This is a genomic window from Streptomyces sp. NRRL F-5135, assembly GCF_000719775.1.
Classification (GTDB): Bacteria; Actinomycetota; Actinomycetes; order Streptomycetales; family Streptomycetaceae; genus Streptomyces; species Streptomyces hebeiensis.
In genome coordinates, this window is record NZ_JOHR01000019.1 from 57,506 (window position 1) to 76,564 (window position 19,059).

The following is a 19,059-nucleotide window of genomic DNA, read 5'->3' on the forward strand; positions in this document are numbered from 1 at the left end:
CTCGATGTGGTGTCCGGTGCGGCGCCGGGTGTGATGTCCCGCACCCGCCGGACGGGGCCCGAGCGTAAGCGGCGCGGCCCTCCGTGGGGGAGACGTGCGGCGAACTCACCGGGAACACATGTCAACAGCGCGTATCACATCGGTGAACCCGGTGTGCGCGGATGGTCGGTCCGCGAGTATCGTCCTCACCTGCACAGACTTCACCGGCCGACGGCTTCGGCACGACGGACGGGCGGTCGGCGCACGTGACACCGGCGGTACCCGCACGACCCACTGTTCTCAGACCGTCCCACGACACGGGAGGATCCGTTGTCCCGCTTCGCACTCCTCAAGGCAGTGCTCGGACCGATCTTGCGCCTGTTGTTCCGCGCTCGAGTGGAGGGCGCGGAGAAGATCCCGGGGAGCGGGCCGGTGATCCTCGCCGGCAACCATCTGACGTTCATCGACTCGGTGGTCCTGCCGCTGGTCTGCGACCGCCAGGTCTTCTTCATCGGCAAGGACGAGTACGTCACGGGCAAGGGCCTCAAGGGGCGGCTGATGGCCTGGTTCTTCACGGGCGTCGGCATGATCCCGGTGGACCGCGACGGCGGGCGCGGCGGGGTCGCGGCGCTGATGACGGGCCGCCGGGTGCTGGAGGGCGGCAACATCTTCGGCATCTACCCGGAGGGCACGCGCTCGCCGGACGGCCGGCTGTACCGGGGCCGTACGGGCATCGCGCGGCTGACGCTGATGACGGGCGCGCCGGTGGTCCCCTTCGCCATGATCGGCACGGACAAGCTCCAGCCGAACGGTGCGGGAATGCCGCGCCTCGGCAAGGTGACCGTGCGGTTCGGGGACCCGATGGAGTTCTCGCGGTACGAGGGGATGGACCGCGACCGTTATGTGCTGCGGGCGGTGACGGACTCGGTGATGGCCGAGGTGATGCGGCTGTCGGGGCAGGAGTACGTGGACATGTACGCCACGAAGGCGAAAGCGGCGTGACGGGGCGGGGCGCGCCCCGGGAGTGATCCCCGCGGTGCGCTCCGCCCGTACCCGGCCGGACCCGACGGGGCCCGCGTCGATGGCGGGGTGCCGGGCCCGGGAAGGCGCTTGCGACGGGCCTCGGAACGGGCCGGGGCGGTGGACCTCGGGATGGCCCCGGCCCCGGGCCCCGGGTGGGACGGCCGGCTCAGTGCTCCGTGTCGTGCCCCAGCTTCTGGCCGCGCAGCAGGAACCACGTCGCCGTCGCCGCCGCCAGGAGGACCACCGCCCCGACCGCCGAGGCGGCGTGCAGACCGGCGACGAAGGACTCCTGGGCCGCGGCCATGAGGTCGGCGGAGAGCGGAGACGGTAGGTGGGCGGCCGTCTCCGCCGCGCCGCCCAGCGACTCGTGCGCCGCCGACGCGGCGTCCCCCGGGACGCCGGGCGGGGTCGGGAAGCCGCGGTAGACACCCGTGACGATCGAGCCCAGCAGCGCGATCCCGAGCGCCGCGCCCAGTTCGTAGGCCGTCTCGGACACCGCCGAGGCCGAACCGGCCTCCTCCTTGGGCACGCTGGAGAGAATCACGTCCGCCGTGACCGTGAACGAGAAGCCCGCGCCGACACCGACGACCAGCAGCACCGTGCCCAGCAGCGGATAGCCCGTGGCGACGCCGAGCCACAGCAGGGCCGCCAGCGCGACTCCGATCGCCGCGAGGCCGCCGCTCACGACGGACCGCACGGAGAAGCGCCGCGCCACCCGCCCGGCGATCAGGCCCGCCACGATCGCGCCCACGGTGGCCGGCAGTTCGGCCACCCCCGCCTCCAACGGCGAACGCCCCTGGACCAGTTGCAGGTACTGGGACAGGAAGAACACCAGTCCCGACAGGCCGAGGATGGCCAGCAGGTCCGCCAGGACGGCCGCCGAGAAGCCCCGGCGGTGGAAGAGCCGCATGTCCAGCAGGGGCGACGGGAGCGTGAGCTGGCGCCGTACGAACGCGTACAGGGCGCCCGCGCCCAGCGCACCCGCCACGCCGGCGCTCCAGACCGGCCCGTGCGCCGCCGCCTCCTTGATCGCGTAGACGACGCCCACGATGCCGACCAGCGACAGCAGCACGCTGGGCGCGTCCCACGGACCGGGCGCCGGGTTGCGCGACTCGGGCAGCGTCCTGATGCCGACGACCACCAGCAGCGCCATCACCGGCAGGTTGATCAGAAAGACCGAGCCCCACCAGAAGTGCTCCAGCAGGAAGCCGCCGACGACCGGGCCGACCGCCGCGCCCGCCGAGGCCATCGCGCCCCAGACACCGATGGCGACACTGCGCTCCCTGGGATCGTGGAAGAGCGTCCGGATCAGGGCGAGGGTCGACGGCATCAGAGTGGCGCCCGCGACCCCGAGCAGGCCCCTGGCCAGGATCATCATCTCGGGCGTGGCCGCGTAGGCGGTCAGGACGGAGACCCCGCCGAACGCGACCGCCCCGCACAGCAGCAGCTTCTTGCGGCCGACGCGGTCCCCGAGGCTGCCCATGGAGACCAGCAGGCCCGCGATCACGAACGAGTAGATGTCGCCGATCCACAGCAACTGGGTGCCGGACGGCTTGAGGTCCTCGCTGAGGAAGGGCGTGGCGAGACCGAGGACCGTGGCGTCGACCGCCACCAGCAGTACCGCCAGCACCAGCACCACCAGGGCCAGCCACCGCCCGGGGCGCTGGGCGACGGCGCTCTCGGCCTGAGCCGGGTTCTGCACACCGGTCATGACCGCACGCTCCGGCGCGCGCCGCCGAGCAGCAGTTCGACGACCATGTACGAGAAGTCCTTGGCCGCCACCCGCCCGTCCTGGACCGACCAGGCCGCGGCACCGATGAGTCCGTACAGGGCCTCGGTCAGCCAGGCGGGGCTGAGGTCGATCCGGAACTCGCCCTGTTCCTGGCCGCGCCGGAACAGCGCGGCGAAGCGCGCGTCGGTCCGTGCCCAGCCCTCGTGCACGTCGCCCTCGAAGAGCTGGTTCTCGGTGACGAGGAAGGCGATCAGGCCCGCGGCGGGCTCGATCCGCTCGACGAGCCGCCGCAGCGCCTCGTCGGCCGCGCCCTCGTCCAGCCGGGCCCCGTCGATCGCCGCCTCCAGCTCCTGGATGCCCAGCTCCTCCAGCGCCTCGATCAGCACCTCGCGCCCGGCGAAGTGCCGGTGCAGCGTGGCCCTGCCGATGCCGGCGGCCTTGGCGACCTCGTCCATCGTCGCGGTCGGTTGCCGGGTGAGGAGCGCGGCAGCGCTGCGCAGCACCTGTTCACGATTGACAGCCATGAGTCAAAGATAACCCACATGAGACATGAACGTCTCATGTGGGTGACTCGGTCATCTATCGGCTGTTCGACCGGCCGCGACTGTTCGAGCCGTCAGCCCGCAGCGTCCTCAACTCTTCGCGTCGTCGCCCTTCGCGACCTTGTTCTTGGCGTCGGCCCAGGCGTGCTGGATCACCAGGTCCGCCTTGACCTCCGAGAGCTGGACGGCCACCGCCGAAGGCGCCGTACCGCCCCGGCCGCTCCGGGACGCGAGCGAGCCCGGCACGTTGAGCACCGACCGCACCTCCGGTGTGAGGTGTTCGGAGATCTTCGCGAACTGCTCGTCGGTCAGCTGGTCCAGCTCGATGCCGTGCGCCTCGCACTCCTTGACGCACTCCCCCGCGACCTCGTGCGCCACCCGGAACGGCACGCCCTGCCGGACCAGCCACTCGGCGATGTCGGTGGCCAGCGAGAACCCGGCCGGGGCCAGCTCCTGCATCCGTTCCCGGTGCACGGTCAGGGTCGCCATCATGCCGGTGAGGGCCGGCAGCAGGACCTCCAGCTGGTCGCAGGAGTCGAAGACCGGCTCCTTGTCCTCCTGGAGGTCACGGTTGTAGGCGAGCGGCAGCGCCTTGAGGGTGGCCAGCAGGCCGGTCAGGTTGCCGATGAGCCGCCCCGACTTGCCGCGCGCCAGCTCCGCGATGTCCGGGTTCTTCTTCTGCGGCATGATCGACGAGCCGGTGGAGAAGGCGTCGTGCAGCGTGACGAAGGAGAACTCCTTCGTGTTCCAGAGGATGACCTCCTCCGCGATCCGCGACAGGTTGACGCCGATCATCGCGGTGATGAAGGCGAACTCGGCGACGAAGTCGCGCGAGGCCGTGCCGTCGATCGAGTTCCCCGCCGAGCCGCGCTCGAAGCCCAGGTCCATGGCGACGCCCTCGGGGTCCAGGCCGAGCGAGGACCCGGCCAGCGCGCCCGAGCCGTACGGGGAGACCGCCGTCCGCTTGTCCCACTGGCGCAGCCGCTCCGCGTCCCGGGACAGCGCCTGGACGTGTGCCAGGACGTGGTGCGCGAAGAGGACGGGCTGCGCGTGCTGGAGGTGCGTACGGCCGGGCATGGCGACGTCCGCGTACTTCTGGGCGAGGCCGACCAGCGCGTCCTGGAGGTCCGCGATCAGTCCTCCGATGATCCGGGCGTGGTCGCGCAGGTACATCCGGAACAGCGTGGCGATCTGGTCGTTGCGGGACCGCCCGGCCCGCAGCTTGCCGCCGAGATCGGCGCCGAGACGCTCCAGCAGGCCGCGCTCCAGGGCCGTGTGGACGTCCTCGTCGGCGACCGTGCCGGTGAAGGAGCCGTCGGCGACGTCCGCCTCCAGCTGGTCGAGACCGGCCAGCATGCGGGTCAGTTCGTCGTCGCCGAGCAGCCCGGCCCGGTGCAGCGCGCGGGCGTGGGCGCGGGAGCCTGCGATGTCGTACGGAGCGAGCCGCCAGTCGAAGTGGACGGACGCCGACAGGGCCGCCAGGGCCTCGGACGGCCCGTCGGCGAAACGGCCGCCCCAGAGCCGGACGTCACCGTTGTTGCTGCTCACTTCTGCTCCTTGGGAAGGCGGGGAGGACGGACGCGGTGCCGGACGGGCACGGCGCCGGGGAGACGCGGCCGCCCCCGCCGGATCGAGGGCCGGGGAGGCGGCCGTCGTACGCGTGTCGCCGTACGGACGGGGCTGGACTCAGCCCAGGTCGCGCTTGGCCGCGATCTTCGAGGAGAGGCCGAAGATCTCGATGAAGCCCTGCGCCTTGGACTGGTCGAACGTGTCGCCCGTGTCGTACGTGGCGAGGTTGAAGTCGTACAGCGACTGCTCCGACCTGCGGCCGGTGACGACGGCGCGCCCGCCGTGCATCGTCATCCGGATGTCGCCCGTGACGTGCTGGTTCGCCTCGTTGATGAAGCCGTCCAGGGCTCGCTTGAGCGGGGAGAACCACAGGCCGTCGTAGACCAGCTCGCCCCAGCGCTGCTCGACCTGGCGCTTGTAGCGGGCCAGCTCGCGCTCGACCGTGACGCTCTCCAGCTCCTGGTGGGCGGTGATCAGCGCGATCGCGCCGGGGGCCTCGTAGACCTCCCGGGACTTGATGCCCACGAGCCGGTCCTCGACCATGTCGATCCGGCCGATGCCCTGGGCGCCGGCCCGCTCGTTGAGCTGCTGGATCGCCTGGAGGACGGTGACGGGCCGGCCGTCGATGGCGACCGGGACGCCCTCCTTGAAGGAGATGACGACCTCATCGGCCTCGCGGGCGGTGGCCGGGTTCTGCGTGTACTCGTAGATGTCCTCGATCGGCGCGTTCCAGATGTCCTCCAGGAAGCCCGTCTCCACCGCGCGACCGAAAACGTTCTGGTCGATGGAGTACGGGGACTTCTTGGTGGTGGCGATCGGGAGGTTCTTCTCCTCGCAGAAGGCGATCGCCTTGTCCCGGGTCATCGCGTAGTCACGGACCGGGGCGATGCACTTCAGGTCGGGACCGAGGGCGGCGATACCGGCCTCGAACCGCACCTGGTCGTTGCCCTTGCCGGTGCAGCCGTGCGCGACGGTGCCCGCGCCGTGCTTCTCGGCGGCGGCGACGAGGTGCTTGACGATCGTGGGCCGGGAGAGGGCGGAGACCAGCGGGTACCGGTCCATGTAGAGGGCGTTGGCCTTGATCGCCGGGAGGCAGTACTCGTCGGCGAACTCGTCCTTGGCATCCGCGACCTCGGCCTCGACGGCACCGCAGGCGAGCGCGCGCTTGCGGATGACGTCCAGGTCCTCGCCGCCCTGGCCGACATCGACGGCGACGGCGATGACCTCGGCGCCCGTCTCCTCGGCGATCCAGCCGATGGCGACGGAGGTGTCCAGGCCGCCCGAGTAGGCGAGTACGACGCGCTCGGTCACGGGTTTCTCCTTACGGTGCATCCACTGATGGGTATAACTATGCATTGCTCCGTATGGTTCGTCAATCTCAGATTGGTTCGAACAATCCGCACCAGGTTTGAACACCGGGACGCCCGGTCCCGTACACCTCACCGAACGCAGGCGCCGCGTCCAGACCATCAAGGGCAAGCCGTCCGGCCACGCACCGGACGGCGTCCTCCCCACCCTGATCCGAGTGAGGTTTCCGCATGTCCAGGGGTATCGCGAAGTACAACAAGCGCCGTGTTCTCATCGCGGGTGGCGCGGCAGCGGTCGTGCTGTCGGGCGCGGTGATCGTCAGCAGTGCCATGGCGGGGGAGGGCGACAGCGGCCAGGCGGCGGCCGACGGCCGTACGGCGGCGTCGCCCGGCTCGGTGAACTGCCCGGACGTCGCGCCCAGCCTGCCCGCGATCCCGGCCTCCGCCCAGGCCGAGGTGGACCGCAATCTCGCGCTGCTGAACACCCAGATCAGCGAGGCCAACCAGCGCCTGGTCAGCACCGTCGGCCAGGGCGGGGCCAACTTCGTCCAGAACGCCATCCTCGGCCCGCTGGAGGACAAGCGCGTCGCCACCATCAACCGCATCGCCACCGCCATGCCGGGGAAGCCGGTGCCGGGAACGCGGGCGCCGGTGACGCCGGGGCCGGGAACGCGGGCGCGGGCGCCGGCGACGCGGGTGCCGGGAACGCCGGGGGTGACGCGGGCAACGCCGGAGGGGACGGGGCCGGCGGTGCCACGGGCGCCTCCACGGTGAACTGTCCGGACGTCGCGCCGAGCCTGCCCGCGATCCCCGCCTCCGCCCAGGCCGAGGTGGACCGCAACCTCGCCCTCCTCGACACCCAGATCAGCGAGGCCAACCAGCGCCTGATCGACACCGTCGGCCAGGGCGGGGCCAACTTCGTCCAGAACGCCATCCTCGGCCCGCTGGAGGACAAGCGCGTCGCCACCATCAACCGCATCGCCACCGCCATGGGAACTTCCGGGGCGGCGGCCGACGGCCGATACTCGGCCCCATGGGAAAGCTCTACGAACGGATCGACGGACGTATCCGCGCCTTCATCGAGGAACAGCCCGTCTTCTTCACCGCGACCGCCCCGCTGACCGGCGACGGCCATGTGAACGTCTCCCCCAAGGGACGGGCCGGGACACTCGCAGTGCTCGACAGCCTGACCCTCGCCTACCTCGACTTCGGCGGCAGCGCCGCCGAGACGATCGCCCATCTGCGGGAGAACGGCCGGATCACCCTGATGTGGTGCGCGTTCACCGGACCGCCGAAGGTGCTCCGGGTGCACGGCCGGGGCGAGCCCGTCTTCCGGGACGACCCGCGCTGGGCGCTGTACATCCCGTACTTCAAGGACGCCGACGGGCCGGCCGCCCGGGCGATCATCGTCATCCACGCCGAGCGCGTCAGTGACTCCTGCGGATTCGCGGTGCCGTTCATGGACTACCGCGAGGAACGCACGCAGCACGCCGAACACTTCGCCCGGAAGACGGACGAGGAGTTCGCCGCGTACTGCGAGAAGAAGGACCACGTGGGAGTGAGCCTGGACGGGCTGCCGGCCCTGCCGTTGCCGCTGCCGCCGCGCGGCGACTGACGCCGGGCCGGTCACCTCCTCACGCCGCGGTCCCCGCGACCGGGCCGCGCGGGCCGGACGGCACCTCGTGCCTCGGATCCCGCCGCGGTCCGGCCGTCGGGGTGCGGGCCGTTCGGCGCAGTGAGCAGGCCGCCTCCCGCCCGCCCGGCTACGGTCCGGACCATGCGTCTCTCCCTCGTACTCGCCGCCACGCTGCTCACCACGGCGGCCCTGACCGCCACCGCTGTCACGGCCCCGGACGCCCGCGCCTCCCCCGCGCCGCGGAGGGCACCGTCCCAGCCCTCCCTGCCACCCGCCGACACCCCCCTGCCCGAGCGGATGGCGGACACCGGCGGCGGTGACCAGCTCATCACCGCCGAGGCGCCCGCCACCACATCGACCACGGGCACGGTCACCTGGTGGGACCGGCGCGAGGGCCACTGGGTGGCCGCCGGTTCCGCGAAGGCGCGCTTCGGGGCGGGCGGGCTGGTGGCCGGCAGGAAACGCGAACAGGGCACCTCCACCACCCCCGCGGGGGTGTACGCCATGCCGTACGCCTTCGGTATCGAGCGCGCTCCGGCGGGGACGCTGTACGGCTACCGGCCGGTGACGGACGACTCGTGGTGGTGCCAGGACAACGACTCGGTCTCCTACAACCGCTGGGTGGAGGGCCTGCCCGACGACTGCCGGGCCTCCCGCGCCGAGCACATGGCCGACTACGGGCAGCAGTACGCGCGCGGCCTGGTGATCGGCTTCAACTACGACCGTCCGGTGCGCGGCCGGGGCGCCGGGATCTTCCTGCACGTCAACGGCAAGGGCGCCACCGCGGGGTGCGTCTCCGTACCCGCCGGCACCATGAGCGCCATCCTGAGCTGGGCCGACCCGGTCCGGGCCCCGCACATCGCGATCGGCACGGCCACCGGCCCGACCGCCATCACGGACATCGTGGGTGACGGACACACCGCGCGGCAGCGAGCCGCCCGGAAAGCCTCGTAACAGAAGCTCCATAAACGGCCAAAGGCCGACTCCGCTCGGTCTCCTCCGGCATCCGTTTGAACTGGCCGCCGCTCAAATCCGTATCGGCGGGCACGGAGGAGAGCTGAGGAGCGGTCCCGTGGCGATGTTGCACAACGGCCGGGCGGCCAGACGGCAGACCATGCGTGCCATCCGCCCGCAACGGTCGGGCGCGCTGCCCCTGTTGATCCTGGGCTGGGCGGGCGCGGCGGCCGTCATGGCGCTGTGGTGGCAGAACACCCCGCTCGTGCGCATGGCCCTGGCCGAGTGGCTGACCGGTGCGGGCCGGCTGACCGGCCTGCTCGGCGGCTACATGATCGCGATCGTGGTGCTGCTGATGGCCCGCGTACCGGCCCTGGAGCGGCGGGTGGGCTCGGACCGCGTGGCCCGCTGGCACGCGATGAGCGGGCGGTACGCCATCTGTCTGGTGATCGCCCATGTACCGCTGACCATCGCCGGGTACGCGGCGCAGGCCCAGGTGGACTTCGTCCGGCAGACCGTCGACATGGTCACCACCTTCCCGCGGATGATCGAGGCGACCGCCGGGACCGTGCTCTTCCTGATCATCGGCTTCGTCTCGGTGGGCATGGTGCGCCGGAGGGTCGCGTACGAGACCTGGTACTACATCCACCTGCTCACCTATGTCGCGGTCTACCTCACGTTCTGGCACCAGCTCGCCACCGGTGCCGAGTTCGTGGGCGACGCGACGGCACGGACGGCCTGGTACGTGCTGTACGGCGCCGCCGGCGCGCTGCTGGTCTGGTACCGCGTCCTGACCCCGATCCGGCTCAACCAGCGCCATCGGATGCGGGTCCACTCGACGGTCTACGAGGCGCCGGGCGTGGTGTCCGTCCTGATCAGCGGCAGGCGTCTGCACCGGCTGGGGGCCGAGCCGGGGCAGTTCTTCCGCTGGCGGTTCCGCACCTCCGGGCTGCGCTGGAGCTCCAACCCGTACTCGCTCTCGGCACCGCCCCGGCCCGACCTGCTGCGGATCACCGTCCGCGCGAACGGCGAGCACAGCGAGGCGCTGTCGCGGCTGGAGCCGGGCACACGGGTATGGGCCGAGGGCCCGTACGGGGCGATGACGGCGGCGCGGCGCAGCAAGGAGAAGGTGCTGATGATCGCGGGTGGCGCCGGGATCACGCCGATGCGCGCGCTGTTCGAGACGCTGCCCGGCGGGCCCGGCGATCTCACGCTGCTCTACCGGGCCAGCAAGACGGAGGATCTGGCGCTGTGGGCCGAGCTGCGGGAGATCGCGTCGGCGCGCGGGGCCCGGCTGCTGTACGCGGTCAACGGGCCGGACGGGGTACGGCCCGAGATCACCACGGACCGGCTGCGCGAGCTGCTGCCGGACATCGAAGACCACGACGTGTACGTGTGCGGGCCCACGGGACTCGCCCGGCAGACGTACGACGCCTTGCGTGCGGCCGGAGTGCCCACGCGCCGTATCCACCACGAGTCCTTCGAAATGTGAGGCAGCCGGTGAAGAGGAAACATCCGTTCCGGCGGATCATGATCGGTGCCGCCGCGACCGCGTCGGCCGTTGTCGCCCTGCTCGCGCTGAAGCAGCCCGGCGGCTCGTCGGTGGCGGGGCCCGCACAACAGCCGGGGGCCGGGGCGGGGACGTCGGTGGGGGCGGCCGGGGCCGCGGCCGGGCAGACCGTGCTCGGGGAGGCGGTGAACACCCAGTACGGCCCCGTCCAGGTCCGCGTCACCGTCACGGACGGCAAGATCACCCAGGCCGAAGCCGTCCAGGCACCCGACAGCGACGCCCGCAGCCAGTCCATCACCGCCAACGCCGTACCCAAACTCAACCAAGCCGCCCTCACCACTCAGAACGCCCAGGTCGACGCCGTTTCCGGAGCCAGCTACACCAGCAAGGGCTACCAGGAATCACTCCAGAGCGCCCTCGACAAGGCCGGCCTCTGATGGCGGCCGGGTCCCCGGAGCCGGGACGGCTGCGCCACGTCGAGGAGTCGATGGGCACGGTCTTCTCGTTCGACATCCGCGGTGTGACGGACGAGGCACGGGTACGCGCCGGGCTGCGGGCGGCCGTGGCCTCGCTGCACCGGGTGGACGAGATCTTCTCGACGTTCCGGCCGGACAGCCAGATCACGCGGCTCGGCCGGGGCGAGCTGACGCCGGCGGAGTGTGTGACGGAGGTCGCGGAGGTCCTGGATCTGTGCGCGGCGGCGGAGCGGGAGAGCGACGGCTGGTTCAGTACCCGCCACGCGGGCCGGCTCGACCCGACGGGCCTGGTGAAGGGCTGGGCGGTGGAGCGGGCGGTACGGATGATCGCCTCGTCGGGAGCGGAGTCGGTGTGCCTGAACGGGGGCGGCGACGTCCAGCTCCACGGCGGCCCCTGGCGGGTGGGCATCGCCGACCCGCTGCGCCCGGGCGCGCTGGCGACGGTGGTGGAGGCACCGGAGGCCCAGGAGGGCCTGGCCGTGGCCACTTCGGGCCCGGCGGAGCGCGGCTGCCACGTCCTGGACCCGCACACGGGTGAGCCCCCGGTGCGCGGCCTCGCGTCGATCACGGTGGTCTGCCCGACGGGCCTGACGGCGGCGGACGCCCGGGCGACCGCCGCGTACGCCATGGGCGAGGAGGCCCGCGACTGGCTGGAAGCGCTCCCGGACGCGGAGGGCTTCGCCGTCACGGCGACGGGCGGGACCTGGACGACCACGGGGTTCCGCCACTACGCGGCCCAGCTGGCGGTGTAGGGCGCGGGAGCGGGCACCGGCCCGGACCGTCGCCCGGCGGGCCGGCCGGAGGCCGACCGGCACGCCCCCGGCCCCGCGCGCACCCCGAGCCCGGCCCGGCCCTGCCCGGCCCTGCCCGAGAGCAACCCCCCGCGCGGCGGCGGAGCTCAGCGGTCGTTCTGGGCCAGTCGCAGCAAGTGGTCCGCCAGTGCCTGGCCGCCCGCCGGGTCACGGCTGATCAGGAGCAGGGTGTCGTCGCCCGCGATCGTGCCCAGGATGGCGTGCAGTTCGGCCTGGTCGATCGCGGACGCCAGGAACTGCGCCGCGCCCGGCGGCGTCCGCAGGACCACCAGGTTGGCCGACGCCTCGGCGGAGATGAGCAGTTCACCGGCGAGCCGGCGCATCCGCTCCTCCTTCGCCGACTCGCCGAGCGGGGCGTGCGGGGTGCGGAAGCCGCCCTCGCTGGGGACCGCGTAGATCAACTCACCACCGGTGTTGCGGATCTTGACCGCGCCCAGTTCGTCCAGGTCCCGGGAGAGCGTCGCCTGGGTGACGCTCAGCCCGTCGTCCGCGAGCAGCTTCGCCAACTGGCTCTGCGAACGCACCGGCTGCCGGTTGAGGATGTCAACGATCCTGCGGTGGCGGGCCGTTCTGGTCTGCGGCACCGAAGGCCCGCTCTGCTCGGTCTCCGGCCCCTGGGCCTCGGTCATCGTCCGTCTCATCTCTCAGGCTCGCCCGTCCCCGTACGCGTTGTCGAGGATGCCGGGGAGAGCCCCCAGCAGCGCGTCCACCTCCTCGTCGCCGATGACCAGCGGCGGCATCAGCCGGACGACGTCGGGGGCGGGCGCGTTCACGAGGAAACCGGCACCCTGAGCCGCCTGTTGCACCTGTGGCGCAAGGGGCTCGGTGAGCACGATACCCAGGAGCAGGCCCGCGCCACGGACATAAGAGACCAACGGGTGGCCGAGCGCCTCCACGCCCGCGCGCAGCTTCTCGCCGAGCCGCTTCACCTGGTCCAGGAGATGGCCGGCGGCCAGGGTGTCGAGGACGGCGAGCCCGGCGGCGCAGGCGACCGGGTTGCCGCCGAACGTCGTGCCGTGCTGTCCCGGCCGCAGCAGCTCCGCCGCCTCGCCGAAGGCGATGACCGCCCCCAGCGGCAGACCACCGCCCAGCCCCTTGGCGAGGGTGACGACGTCGGGTTCGACGCCCTGGTGCGCCTGGTGCTCGAACCACTGGCCGGTCCGCCCGATACCCGTCTGCACCTCGTCCAGCACGAGCAGGGTGCCGGTGGCGCGGGTGATCTCGCGGGCCGCCTCCAGATAGCCCTTGGGCGGGACGACCACTCCGTTCTCGCCCTGGATCGGCTCGATGATCACCAGCGCGGTCTCCTCGGTCACCGCGGCGCGCAGCGCCTCGGCGTCCCCGTACGGCACATGCGTCACATCGCCCGGGAGAGGCTCGAACGGCTCCCGCTTGCCCGGCTGGCCGGTGAGGGCCAGCGAGCCCATCGTGCGGCCGTGGAAGCCGCCGGCGGTGGCGACCATGTGCGTACGGCCGGTCAGCCGGCCGATCTTGAACGCGGCCTCGTTGGCCTCCGCGCCGGAGTTGCAGAAGAACACCCGGCCGGGGCGGCCGGCGAGTCGCACCAGCCGCTCGGCGAGCGCGACCGGGGGCTCCGCGACGAAGAGGTTGGAGACATGGCCGAGCGAGGCGATCTGCCGGGAGACGGCCTCGACGACGGCGGGGTGCCCGTGGCCGAGGGCGTTGACCGCGATGCCGCCGACGAAGTCGGCGTACGCGGTGCCGTCCGCGTCCCAGACACGGGCGCCCTCGCCCCGGACGAGCGCCAGCTTCGGCGTGCCGTAGTTGTCGGTCATGACGCCCTGCCAGCGGGTCACGAGCCCCTGGTTGCCGCTGCCACTGCCGCCGTCGGCGGCGCCGCTGATGTCGGCGTTGCCGGTACCGGTGCCGGTCACTGTGCCGCCCCTTCGTTCTGTTCGCCCTGTTCGCCCTGGTTACTCTGTTCGCCCTGGTCGCCCTGGTCGCCTCGCACCGTGTCGCTCTGACCGTCGGGCACGACCATCGTGCCGATTCCCTCGTCGGTGAAGATCTCCAGCAGGATCGAATGCGGTACCCGGCCGTCGATCACCCGGGCGGTGACGACCCCGTTCCGTACGGCGAACAGGCACCCCTCCATCTTGGGCACCATGCCGCTGGACAGGTCGGGCAGCAGCTTCTCCAGCTGACTGGCGGTGAGCCTGCTGATGACCTCGTCGCTGTTCGGCCAGTCCTCGTACAGGCCCTCCACGTCGGTGAGGACCATCAGCGTCTCCGCGCCCAGCGCGGCGGCCAGCGCGGCGGCGGCGGTGTCCGCGTTGACGTTGTAGACATGGCCGTCGTCGACGCTGCGCGCGATCGAGGAGATCACCGGGATACGGCCGTCGGCCAGCAGCGCCTCGATCGCGCCCGTGTCGATCTCGGTGATCTCGCCGACCCGGCCGATGTCGACCAGTTCGCCGTCGATCCGCGGGCGGTGCCGGCTCGCGCTTATGGTGTGCGCGTCCTCGCCAGTCAGGCCCACGGCCAGCGGGCCGTGCTGGTTGAGCAGGCCGACCAGCTCGCGCTGGACCTGTCCGGCCAGCACCATCCGTACGACGTCCATCGCCTCGGGCGTGGTGACGCGCAGTCCCGCCTTGAACTCGCTGACCAGCCCGTGCCGGTCGAGCTGGGCGCTGATCTGCGGGCCGCCGCCGTGCACGACGACCGGCTTGAGCCCGGCCTGCCGCAGGAAGACGACATCCTGGGCGAAGGCGGCCTTGAGCTCGTCGTCCACCATGGCGTTGCCGCCGAACTTGATGACGACGGTCTTCCCGTTGTGCCGGGTCAGCCAGGGCAGGGCCTCGACGAGGATCCGGGCCTTGGGGAGCGCGGTGTGCTTGCGGGTGCTCATGAGCTGTACGCGCTGTTCTCGTGGACGTAGTCGGCCGTCAGGTCGTTGGCCCAGATGACCGCGGACTCGGTGCCGGCCGCGAGATCGGCGGTGATCCGCACCTCGCGGTAGCGCATGTCGACCAGGTCGCGGTCCTCGCCGACCGAACCGTCTCTGCAGACCCACACGTCGTTGATGGCCACGTTGAGGCGGTCGGGTTCGAAGGCGGCGCTCGTCGTGCCGATGGCGGAGAGCACCCGGCCCCAGTTGGGGTCCTCACCGTGGATGGCGCACTTGAGGAGGTTGTTGCGGGCGATGGAACGGCCCACCTCGACGGCGTCGTCCTCGCTCGCGGCGTTGACCACCTCGATGCGGATGTCCTTGGAGGCGCCCTCGGCGTCCCCGATGAGCTGACGCGCGAGGTCGGCGCAGACCGTGCGGACGGCCTCGGCGAAGGCGTCGTACTCCGGCACCACGCCGGAGGCCCCGGACGCGAGCAGCAGCACGGTGTCGTTGGTCGACATGCAGCCGTCGGAGTCGACCCGGTCGAAGGTGGTACGGGTGGCGGCGCGCAGCGCGGAGTCGAGCGCGGGGGCCTCGACGTCGGCGTCGGTGGTGAGGACGACGAGCATGGTGGCGAGGCCGGGCGCGAGCATGCCGGCGCCCTTGGCCATACCGCCGACGGTCCAGCAGGCGTCCCCGCTGCCGCCGCTCGCGACGGCCGTCTTGTGGACGGTGTCCGTGGTCTTGATGGCGATGGCGGCCTTCTCACCGCCGTGCGCGGAGAGTTCGGCGGCGGCCTTGTCCAGCCCGGGCAGCAGCTTGTCCATGGGCAGCTCGACCCCGATCAGCCCGGTCGAGGCCACGGCGATCTCGCCCGCGCTGTGGCCGTCGAGGACCTCGGCGGCCTTCTCGGCGGTGGCGTGGGTGTCCTGGAAGCCCTTCGGGCCCGTACAGGCGTTGGCGCCACCGGAGTTGAGGACGACTGCGGTGACCTCGCCGCCCTTGAGGACCTGCTCGGACCACAGGACGGGGGCGGCCTTGACCCGGTTGGAGGTGAAGACGCCGGCGGCGGCGCGGCGCGGCCCGGCGTTGACCACGAGGGCCAGGTCGAGCCCGCCGTTCTCCTTGATCCCGGCGGCCACTCCGGCCGCCGTGAATCCCTTCGCTGCCGTGACGCTCAAGGTGCCACTCCGATCGTCGAAAGTCCCGTGTCCTCGGGGAGTCCGAGGGCGATGTTCATGCTCTGCAGCGCGCCGCCCGCCGTGCCCTTGGTGAGGTTGTCGACGGCGCTGATGGCGATGACGCGGCCGGCGGCCTCGTCGTGGGCGACCTGGACCTGGACCGCGTTGGATCCGTAGACCGAGGCGGTGGCCGGCCACTGTCCCTCGGGAAGGAGGTGCACGAAGGGCTCGTCGGCGAACGCCTTCTCGTACGCCTGCCGCACGTCCTGGGCCGTCGTGCCCTGCTTCGCCTTGGCGGAGCAGGTGGCCAGGATGCCGCGGGGCATCGGGGCCAGGGTCGGGGTGAAGGAGACGGTGACGGGCTCGCCCGCCGCCTCGCTGAGATTCTGGATCATCTCGGGCGTGTGCCGGTGACCGCCGCCGACGCCGTACGGGCTCATGGAGCCCATCACCTCGGAGCCGAGCAGGTGCGGCTTGGCCGCCTTGCCGGCGCCGGAGGTGCCCGACGCGGCGGTGATCACGGCCTCGGGCTCGACGAGGCCCGCCGCGTAAGCGGGGAAGAGCGCCAGCGAGACGGCGGTGGGGTAGCAGCCGGGCACGGCGATGCGCTTGGTCCCCGCCAGCGCGGCGCGCGCGCCCGGCAGCTCGGGCAGCCCGTAGGGCCAGGTCCCGGCGTGGGGGGACCCGTAGAACCGCTCCCAGTCCCCCGCGTCCCGCAGCCGGAAGTCGGCCCCCATGTCGACCACCAGCACCTCGTCCCCGAGCTGCTCGGCGACGGCCGCGGACTGCCCGTGCGGCAGCGCGAGGAAGACCACCTCGTGCCCGGCGAGCACCTCCGGCGCGGTCGGCTCCAGCACCCGGTCGGCCAGCGGCAGCAGGTGCGGCTGGAGCCCGCCGAGGCGCTGCCCCGCGTTGGAGTTGCCGGTGAGGGCGCCTATCTCGACCCCTGGGTGTGTGAGCAGCAGACGGAGCAGCTCGCCGCCCGCGTACCCGCTCGCTCCTGCCACTGCCGCACGTACAGCCATGGAAAATCCTCCTCGGTAACAGCATGACTATACGATCGCTTGCAGCTTTATGCAATGGCTTGGATCGCGGCCGCCCGACGGTCCGAATAGCCCCATCGAACGTACGGGCTAATACTGGAACGAGGAGGTGCGTCATGCGCAAGATTGCCGACTGCCGGGATTTCCCCAGCGAGACCAAGTGCACCCTCGCGATCTCCGGTGAGGAGGAGGAAGTCGTGCGCGCCGCCGGCGAACACGCCGAGTCCGTGCACGGGCACACGAACAGCCCGGAGCTGCGGGAGCAGATCCGCTCCATGCTGAAGGACGACGTCCCGCAGCACGCCTGAGCCGCACGGCTGATGCCGTAGGCCGTGACGCGGACCTTGCGTCGCAGACCTGGATCGCGGCCCGGGCCAGGGCCCGCCACCGGTTCCCTCCCGGTGGCGGGCCCGCTTCGCCCGGGCCGGTCCGCCGGCCCCCTTCCCGTGGATCTCCGGCGGTCCTACCGGCGCCGCCGCTCCCGCCGTGTCCGGCTCGTAGAATCGCCGGATGAGCGCTCCCGACTCCGGTCCCGTGATCACCTCCGAGCCAGGCACCGCGGCGAACTCCCCGGCGGCCGGCGCGGCCACCGAGGAGAGCGAAGCGCTGCGCACGCTGCGCCGCGTCTTCGGGTACGACTCCTTCCGGGGCGCCCAACGGGAGATCATCGATCACGTGGTGGCCGGCGGCGACGCGCTCGTCCTCATGCCGACCGGTGGCGGCAAGTCGCTCTGCTACCAGATCCCGGCACTCGTGCGGAAGGGCGTCGGCGTCGTCGTCTCCCCGCTGATCGCCCTCATGCAGGACCAGGTCGACGCCCTGCGTGCGCTCGGCGTCCGCGCCGGGTTCCTGAACTCCACGCAGGACCTGGACGAACGGCGGCTGGTGGAGGCCGAGTTCCTCTCCGGCGAGCTGGACCTGCTCTACCTGGCGCCCGAGCGGCTGCGCGTCGAGTCGACCGTACGCCTGCTGGAGCGCGGCACGATCTCGCTGTTCGCCATCGACGAGGCGCACTGCGTGGCGCAGTGGGGGCACGACTTCCGGCCCGACTACCTCGCCCTGTCGTCGCTGCACGAACGCTGGCCGGACGTGCCGCGCATCGCGCTGACCGCGACCGCCACCGAGGCCACGCACACGGAGATCGCCACGCGGCTCAGCCTCCAGAACGCCCGGCACTTCGTCGCGAGCTTCGACCGGCCCAACATCCAGTACCGGATCGCGCCCAAGAACGACCCCAAGAAGCAGCTGCTCCAGTTGCTGCGCACCGAGCACCCCGGGGACGCGGGGATCGTCTACTGCCTCTCCCGGGCCTCGGTGGAGAAGACCGCCGAGTTCCTGGTGCGGAACGAGGTCGCCGCGCTCCCGTACCACGCGGGTCTCGACGCCGCGACGCGCGCCGAGCACCAGGCGCGCTTCCTGCGGGAGGAGGGGCTGGTCATGGTGGCGACGATCGCGTTCGGCATGGGCATCGACAAGCCGGACGTGCGCTTCGTGGCCCATCTCGACCTGCCGAAGTCGGTCGAGGGCTACTACCAGGAGACCGGCCGGGCCGGGCGGGACGGGCTGCCGTCCACGGCCTGGCTGGCGTACGGACTCCAGGACGTCGTCCAGCAGCGGAAGATGATCGACACCTCCGAGGGCGACGAGGCGCACCGGCGCCGGCTGGGCGCGCACGTCGACGCGATGCTGGCGCTGTGCGAGACGGTGGAGTGCCGCCGGGTCCAACTGCTGGCGTACTTCGGCGAGAAGAGCGGGCCGTGCGGGAACTGTGACACCTGCCTGACGCCCGCGGAGTCCTGGGACGGGACGGTTCCGGCGCAGAAACTGCTGTCGACGGTGGTACGGCTGAAGCGCGAGCGGAACCAGAAGTTCGGCGCGGGCCAGATCACCGACATCCTGCTGGGCCGGAAGACGGCGAAGGTCATCCAGTTCGACCACGACGCGCTCAGCGTGTTCGGCATCGGCACGGACCTGCGCGAGGCGGAATGGCGCTCGGTGGCACGGCAGTTGCTCGCCCAGGGCCTGATCGCGGTCGAGGGCGACTACGGCACGCTCGTGCTGACGGAGGACAGCGGCGAGGTGCTGGGCGGCCGGCGCCGGGTGACGCTGCGCCGCGAGCCGGAGAAACCGGCCCGCGCGCCCCGCACGGAGAAGGCGGCCAAGGGCCGCTCGGCCGCCCCCGTCGACCTGCCGGCCGAGGCGGTCCCGGTGTTCGAGTCGCTACGGGCCTGGCGCGCGGCGACGGCGAAGGAGCAGGGCGTGCCCGCGTACGTCGTCTTCCACGACGCGACGCTGCGCGAGATCGCGACGACGGCCCCGACGACGTTGGCGGAGCTGGGCACGGTGACCGGGGTCGGGGAGAACAAGCTGGCGAAGTACGGGGAGCAGATCCTTCAGACGCTGGACGCGCTCTGAGGCGGCCGTGAGCCCATGAGCCGCACGAG

17 protein-coding genes and 1 pseudogene are annotated in these 19,059 nt (G+C 72.0%); 9 read left to right on the forward strand and 9 right to left on the reverse strand.

Going from position 1 to position 19,059, the window contains the following annotated elements; translation table 11 throughout:
* The first annotated feature begins 273 nt into the window (after positions 1 to 273).
* Positions 274 to 981, forward strand: coding sequence for a lysophospholipid acyltransferase family protein (locus IG02_RS0128850; RefSeq protein WP_078854915.1), 708 nt, complete (start codon positions 274 to 276; stop codon positions 979 to 981).
* A gap of 187 nt (positions 982 to 1,168) precedes the next feature.
* On the opposite strand, the gene IG02_RS0128855 is transcribed toward IG02_RS0128850, so the two are convergent.
* The 4 genes from IG02_RS0128855 to IG02_RS0128870 all read right to left on the reverse strand — a co-directional run bounded on the left by IG02_RS0128855 (position 1,169) and on the right by IG02_RS0128870 (position 6,156).
* Positions 1,169 to 2,713: an MFS transporter gene (locus IG02_RS0128855; protein WP_030754372.1), complete on the reverse strand. Its 1,545-nt coding sequence runs from the start codon at positions 2,711 to 2,713 to the stop codon at positions 1,169 to 1,171.
* Positions 2,710 to 3,258 (reverse strand): TetR/AcrR family transcriptional regulator, encoded by a 549-nt coding sequence (locus tag IG02_RS0128860; RefSeq protein WP_030754374.1) that lies wholly within the window; start codon positions 3,256 to 3,258, stop codon positions 2,710 to 2,712. The genes IG02_RS0128855 and IG02_RS0128860 overlap by 4 nt, the downstream gene beginning before the upstream one ends.
* 108 nt (positions 3,259 to 3,366) lie before the next feature.
* On the reverse strand, positions 3,367 to 4,824 hold the full coding sequence (gene argH, locus IG02_RS0128865) for an argininosuccinate lyase (RefSeq protein WP_030754375.1): 1,458 nt from the start codon (positions 4,822 to 4,824) through the stop codon (positions 3,367 to 3,369).
* A 138-nt stretch (positions 4,825 to 4,962) separates the two neighbouring features.
* On the reverse strand, positions 4,963 to 6,156 hold the full coding sequence (locus tag IG02_RS0128870) for an argininosuccinate synthase (RefSeq protein WP_030754378.1): 1,194 nt from the start codon (positions 6,154 to 6,156) through the stop codon (positions 4,963 to 4,965).
* Positions 6,157 to 6,383: 227 nt separating this feature from the next.
* Here IG02_RS0128870 and IG02_RS37070 point away from each other — a divergent pair.
* The 6 genes and pseudogenes from IG02_RS37070 to IG02_RS0128900 form a co-directional block, all read left to right on the forward strand.
* Positions 6,384 to 7,171, forward strand: a pseudogene (locus IG02_RS37070) (hypothetical protein); the annotation flags it as partial.
* Between the two features lie 14 nt (positions 7,172 to 7,185).
* Positions 7,186 to 7,767 carry a pyridoxamine 5'-phosphate oxidase family protein gene (locus IG02_RS0128880; protein ID WP_030754380.1) on the forward strand — a complete coding sequence of 194 codons (582 nt, stop codon included), beginning with the start codon at positions 7,186 to 7,188 and terminating at the stop codon, positions 7,765 to 7,767.
* Positions 7,768 to 7,929: 162 nt separating this feature from the next.
* Positions 7,930 to 8,742, forward strand: a complete 813-nt coding sequence (locus tag IG02_RS0128885) for a L,D-transpeptidase family protein (protein ID WP_107055725.1) — start codon at positions 7,930 to 7,932, stop codon at positions 8,740 to 8,742.
* Between the two features lie 124 nt (positions 8,743 to 8,866).
* A complete protein-coding gene (locus IG02_RS0128890) occupies positions 8,867 to 10,234 on the forward strand; it encodes a ferric reductase-like transmembrane domain-containing protein (RefSeq protein WP_030754385.1) in 1,368 nt (455 codons plus the stop codon).
* Positions 10,235 to 10,242: 8 nt separating this feature from the next.
* A complete protein-coding gene (locus tag IG02_RS0128895; protein WP_030754388.1) occupies positions 10,243 to 10,689 on the forward strand; it encodes an FMN-binding protein in 447 nt (148 codons plus the stop codon).
* On the forward strand, positions 10,689 to 11,480 hold the full coding sequence (locus IG02_RS0128900; protein WP_234314945.1) for an FAD:protein FMN transferase: 792 nt from the start codon (positions 10,689 to 10,691) through the stop codon (positions 11,478 to 11,480). The genes IG02_RS0128895 and IG02_RS0128900 overlap by 1 nt, the downstream gene beginning before the upstream one ends.
* 146 nt (positions 11,481 to 11,626) lie before the next feature.
* On the opposite strand, the gene IG02_RS0128905 is transcribed toward IG02_RS0128900, so the two are convergent.
* From IG02_RS0128905 to argC, 5 genes are all read right to left on the reverse strand, one after another.
* On the reverse strand, positions 11,627 to 12,169 hold the full coding sequence (locus tag IG02_RS0128905; protein ID WP_030754392.1) for an arginine repressor: 543 nt from the start codon (positions 12,167 to 12,169) through the stop codon (positions 11,627 to 11,629).
* A gap of 15 nt (positions 12,170 to 12,184) precedes the next feature.
* A complete protein-coding gene (locus IG02_RS0128910; protein ID WP_051765860.1) occupies positions 12,185 to 13,336 on the reverse strand; it encodes an acetylornithine transaminase in 1,152 nt (383 codons plus the stop codon).
* A 95-nt stretch (positions 13,337 to 13,431) separates the two neighbouring features.
* On the reverse strand, positions 13,432 to 14,409 hold the full coding sequence (argB, locus tag IG02_RS0128915) for an acetylglutamate kinase (RefSeq protein WP_051765846.1): 978 nt from the start codon (positions 14,407 to 14,409) through the stop codon (positions 13,432 to 13,434).
* Positions 14,406 to 15,572 (reverse strand): bifunctional glutamate N-acetyltransferase/amino-acid acetyltransferase ArgJ, encoded by a 1,167-nt coding sequence (gene argJ, locus IG02_RS0128920; protein WP_030754399.1) that lies wholly within the window; start codon positions 15,570 to 15,572, stop codon positions 14,406 to 14,408. Before argJ ends, argB begins: the two co-directional genes overlap by 4 nt.
* Positions 15,569 to 16,597 carry an N-acetyl-gamma-glutamyl-phosphate reductase gene (argC, locus tag IG02_RS0128925; protein WP_030754401.1) on the reverse strand — a complete coding sequence of 343 codons (1,029 nt, stop codon included), beginning with the start codon at positions 16,595 to 16,597 and terminating at the stop codon, positions 15,569 to 15,571. The genes argJ and argC overlap by 4 nt, the downstream gene beginning before the upstream one ends.
* Positions 16,598 to 16,731: 134 nt before the next feature.
* Between argC and IG02_RS0128930 the strand changes: the two genes are divergently transcribed.
* Together IG02_RS0128930 and recQ are read left to right on the forward strand one after the other, a co-directional pair.
* Positions 16,732 to 16,923: a DUF1059 domain-containing protein gene (locus IG02_RS0128930; protein WP_030754403.1), complete on the forward strand. Its 192-nt coding sequence runs from the start codon at positions 16,732 to 16,734 to the stop codon at positions 16,921 to 16,923.
* 202 nt (positions 16,924 to 17,125) lie between these two features.
* Complete coding sequence (recQ, locus tag IG02_RS0128935) at positions 17,126 to 19,030, forward strand: DNA helicase RecQ (RefSeq protein ID WP_030754405.1); 1,905 nt, start codon at positions 17,126 to 17,128, stop codon at positions 19,028 to 19,030.
* The last annotated feature ends 29 nt before the right edge of the window (positions 19,031 to 19,059 follow it).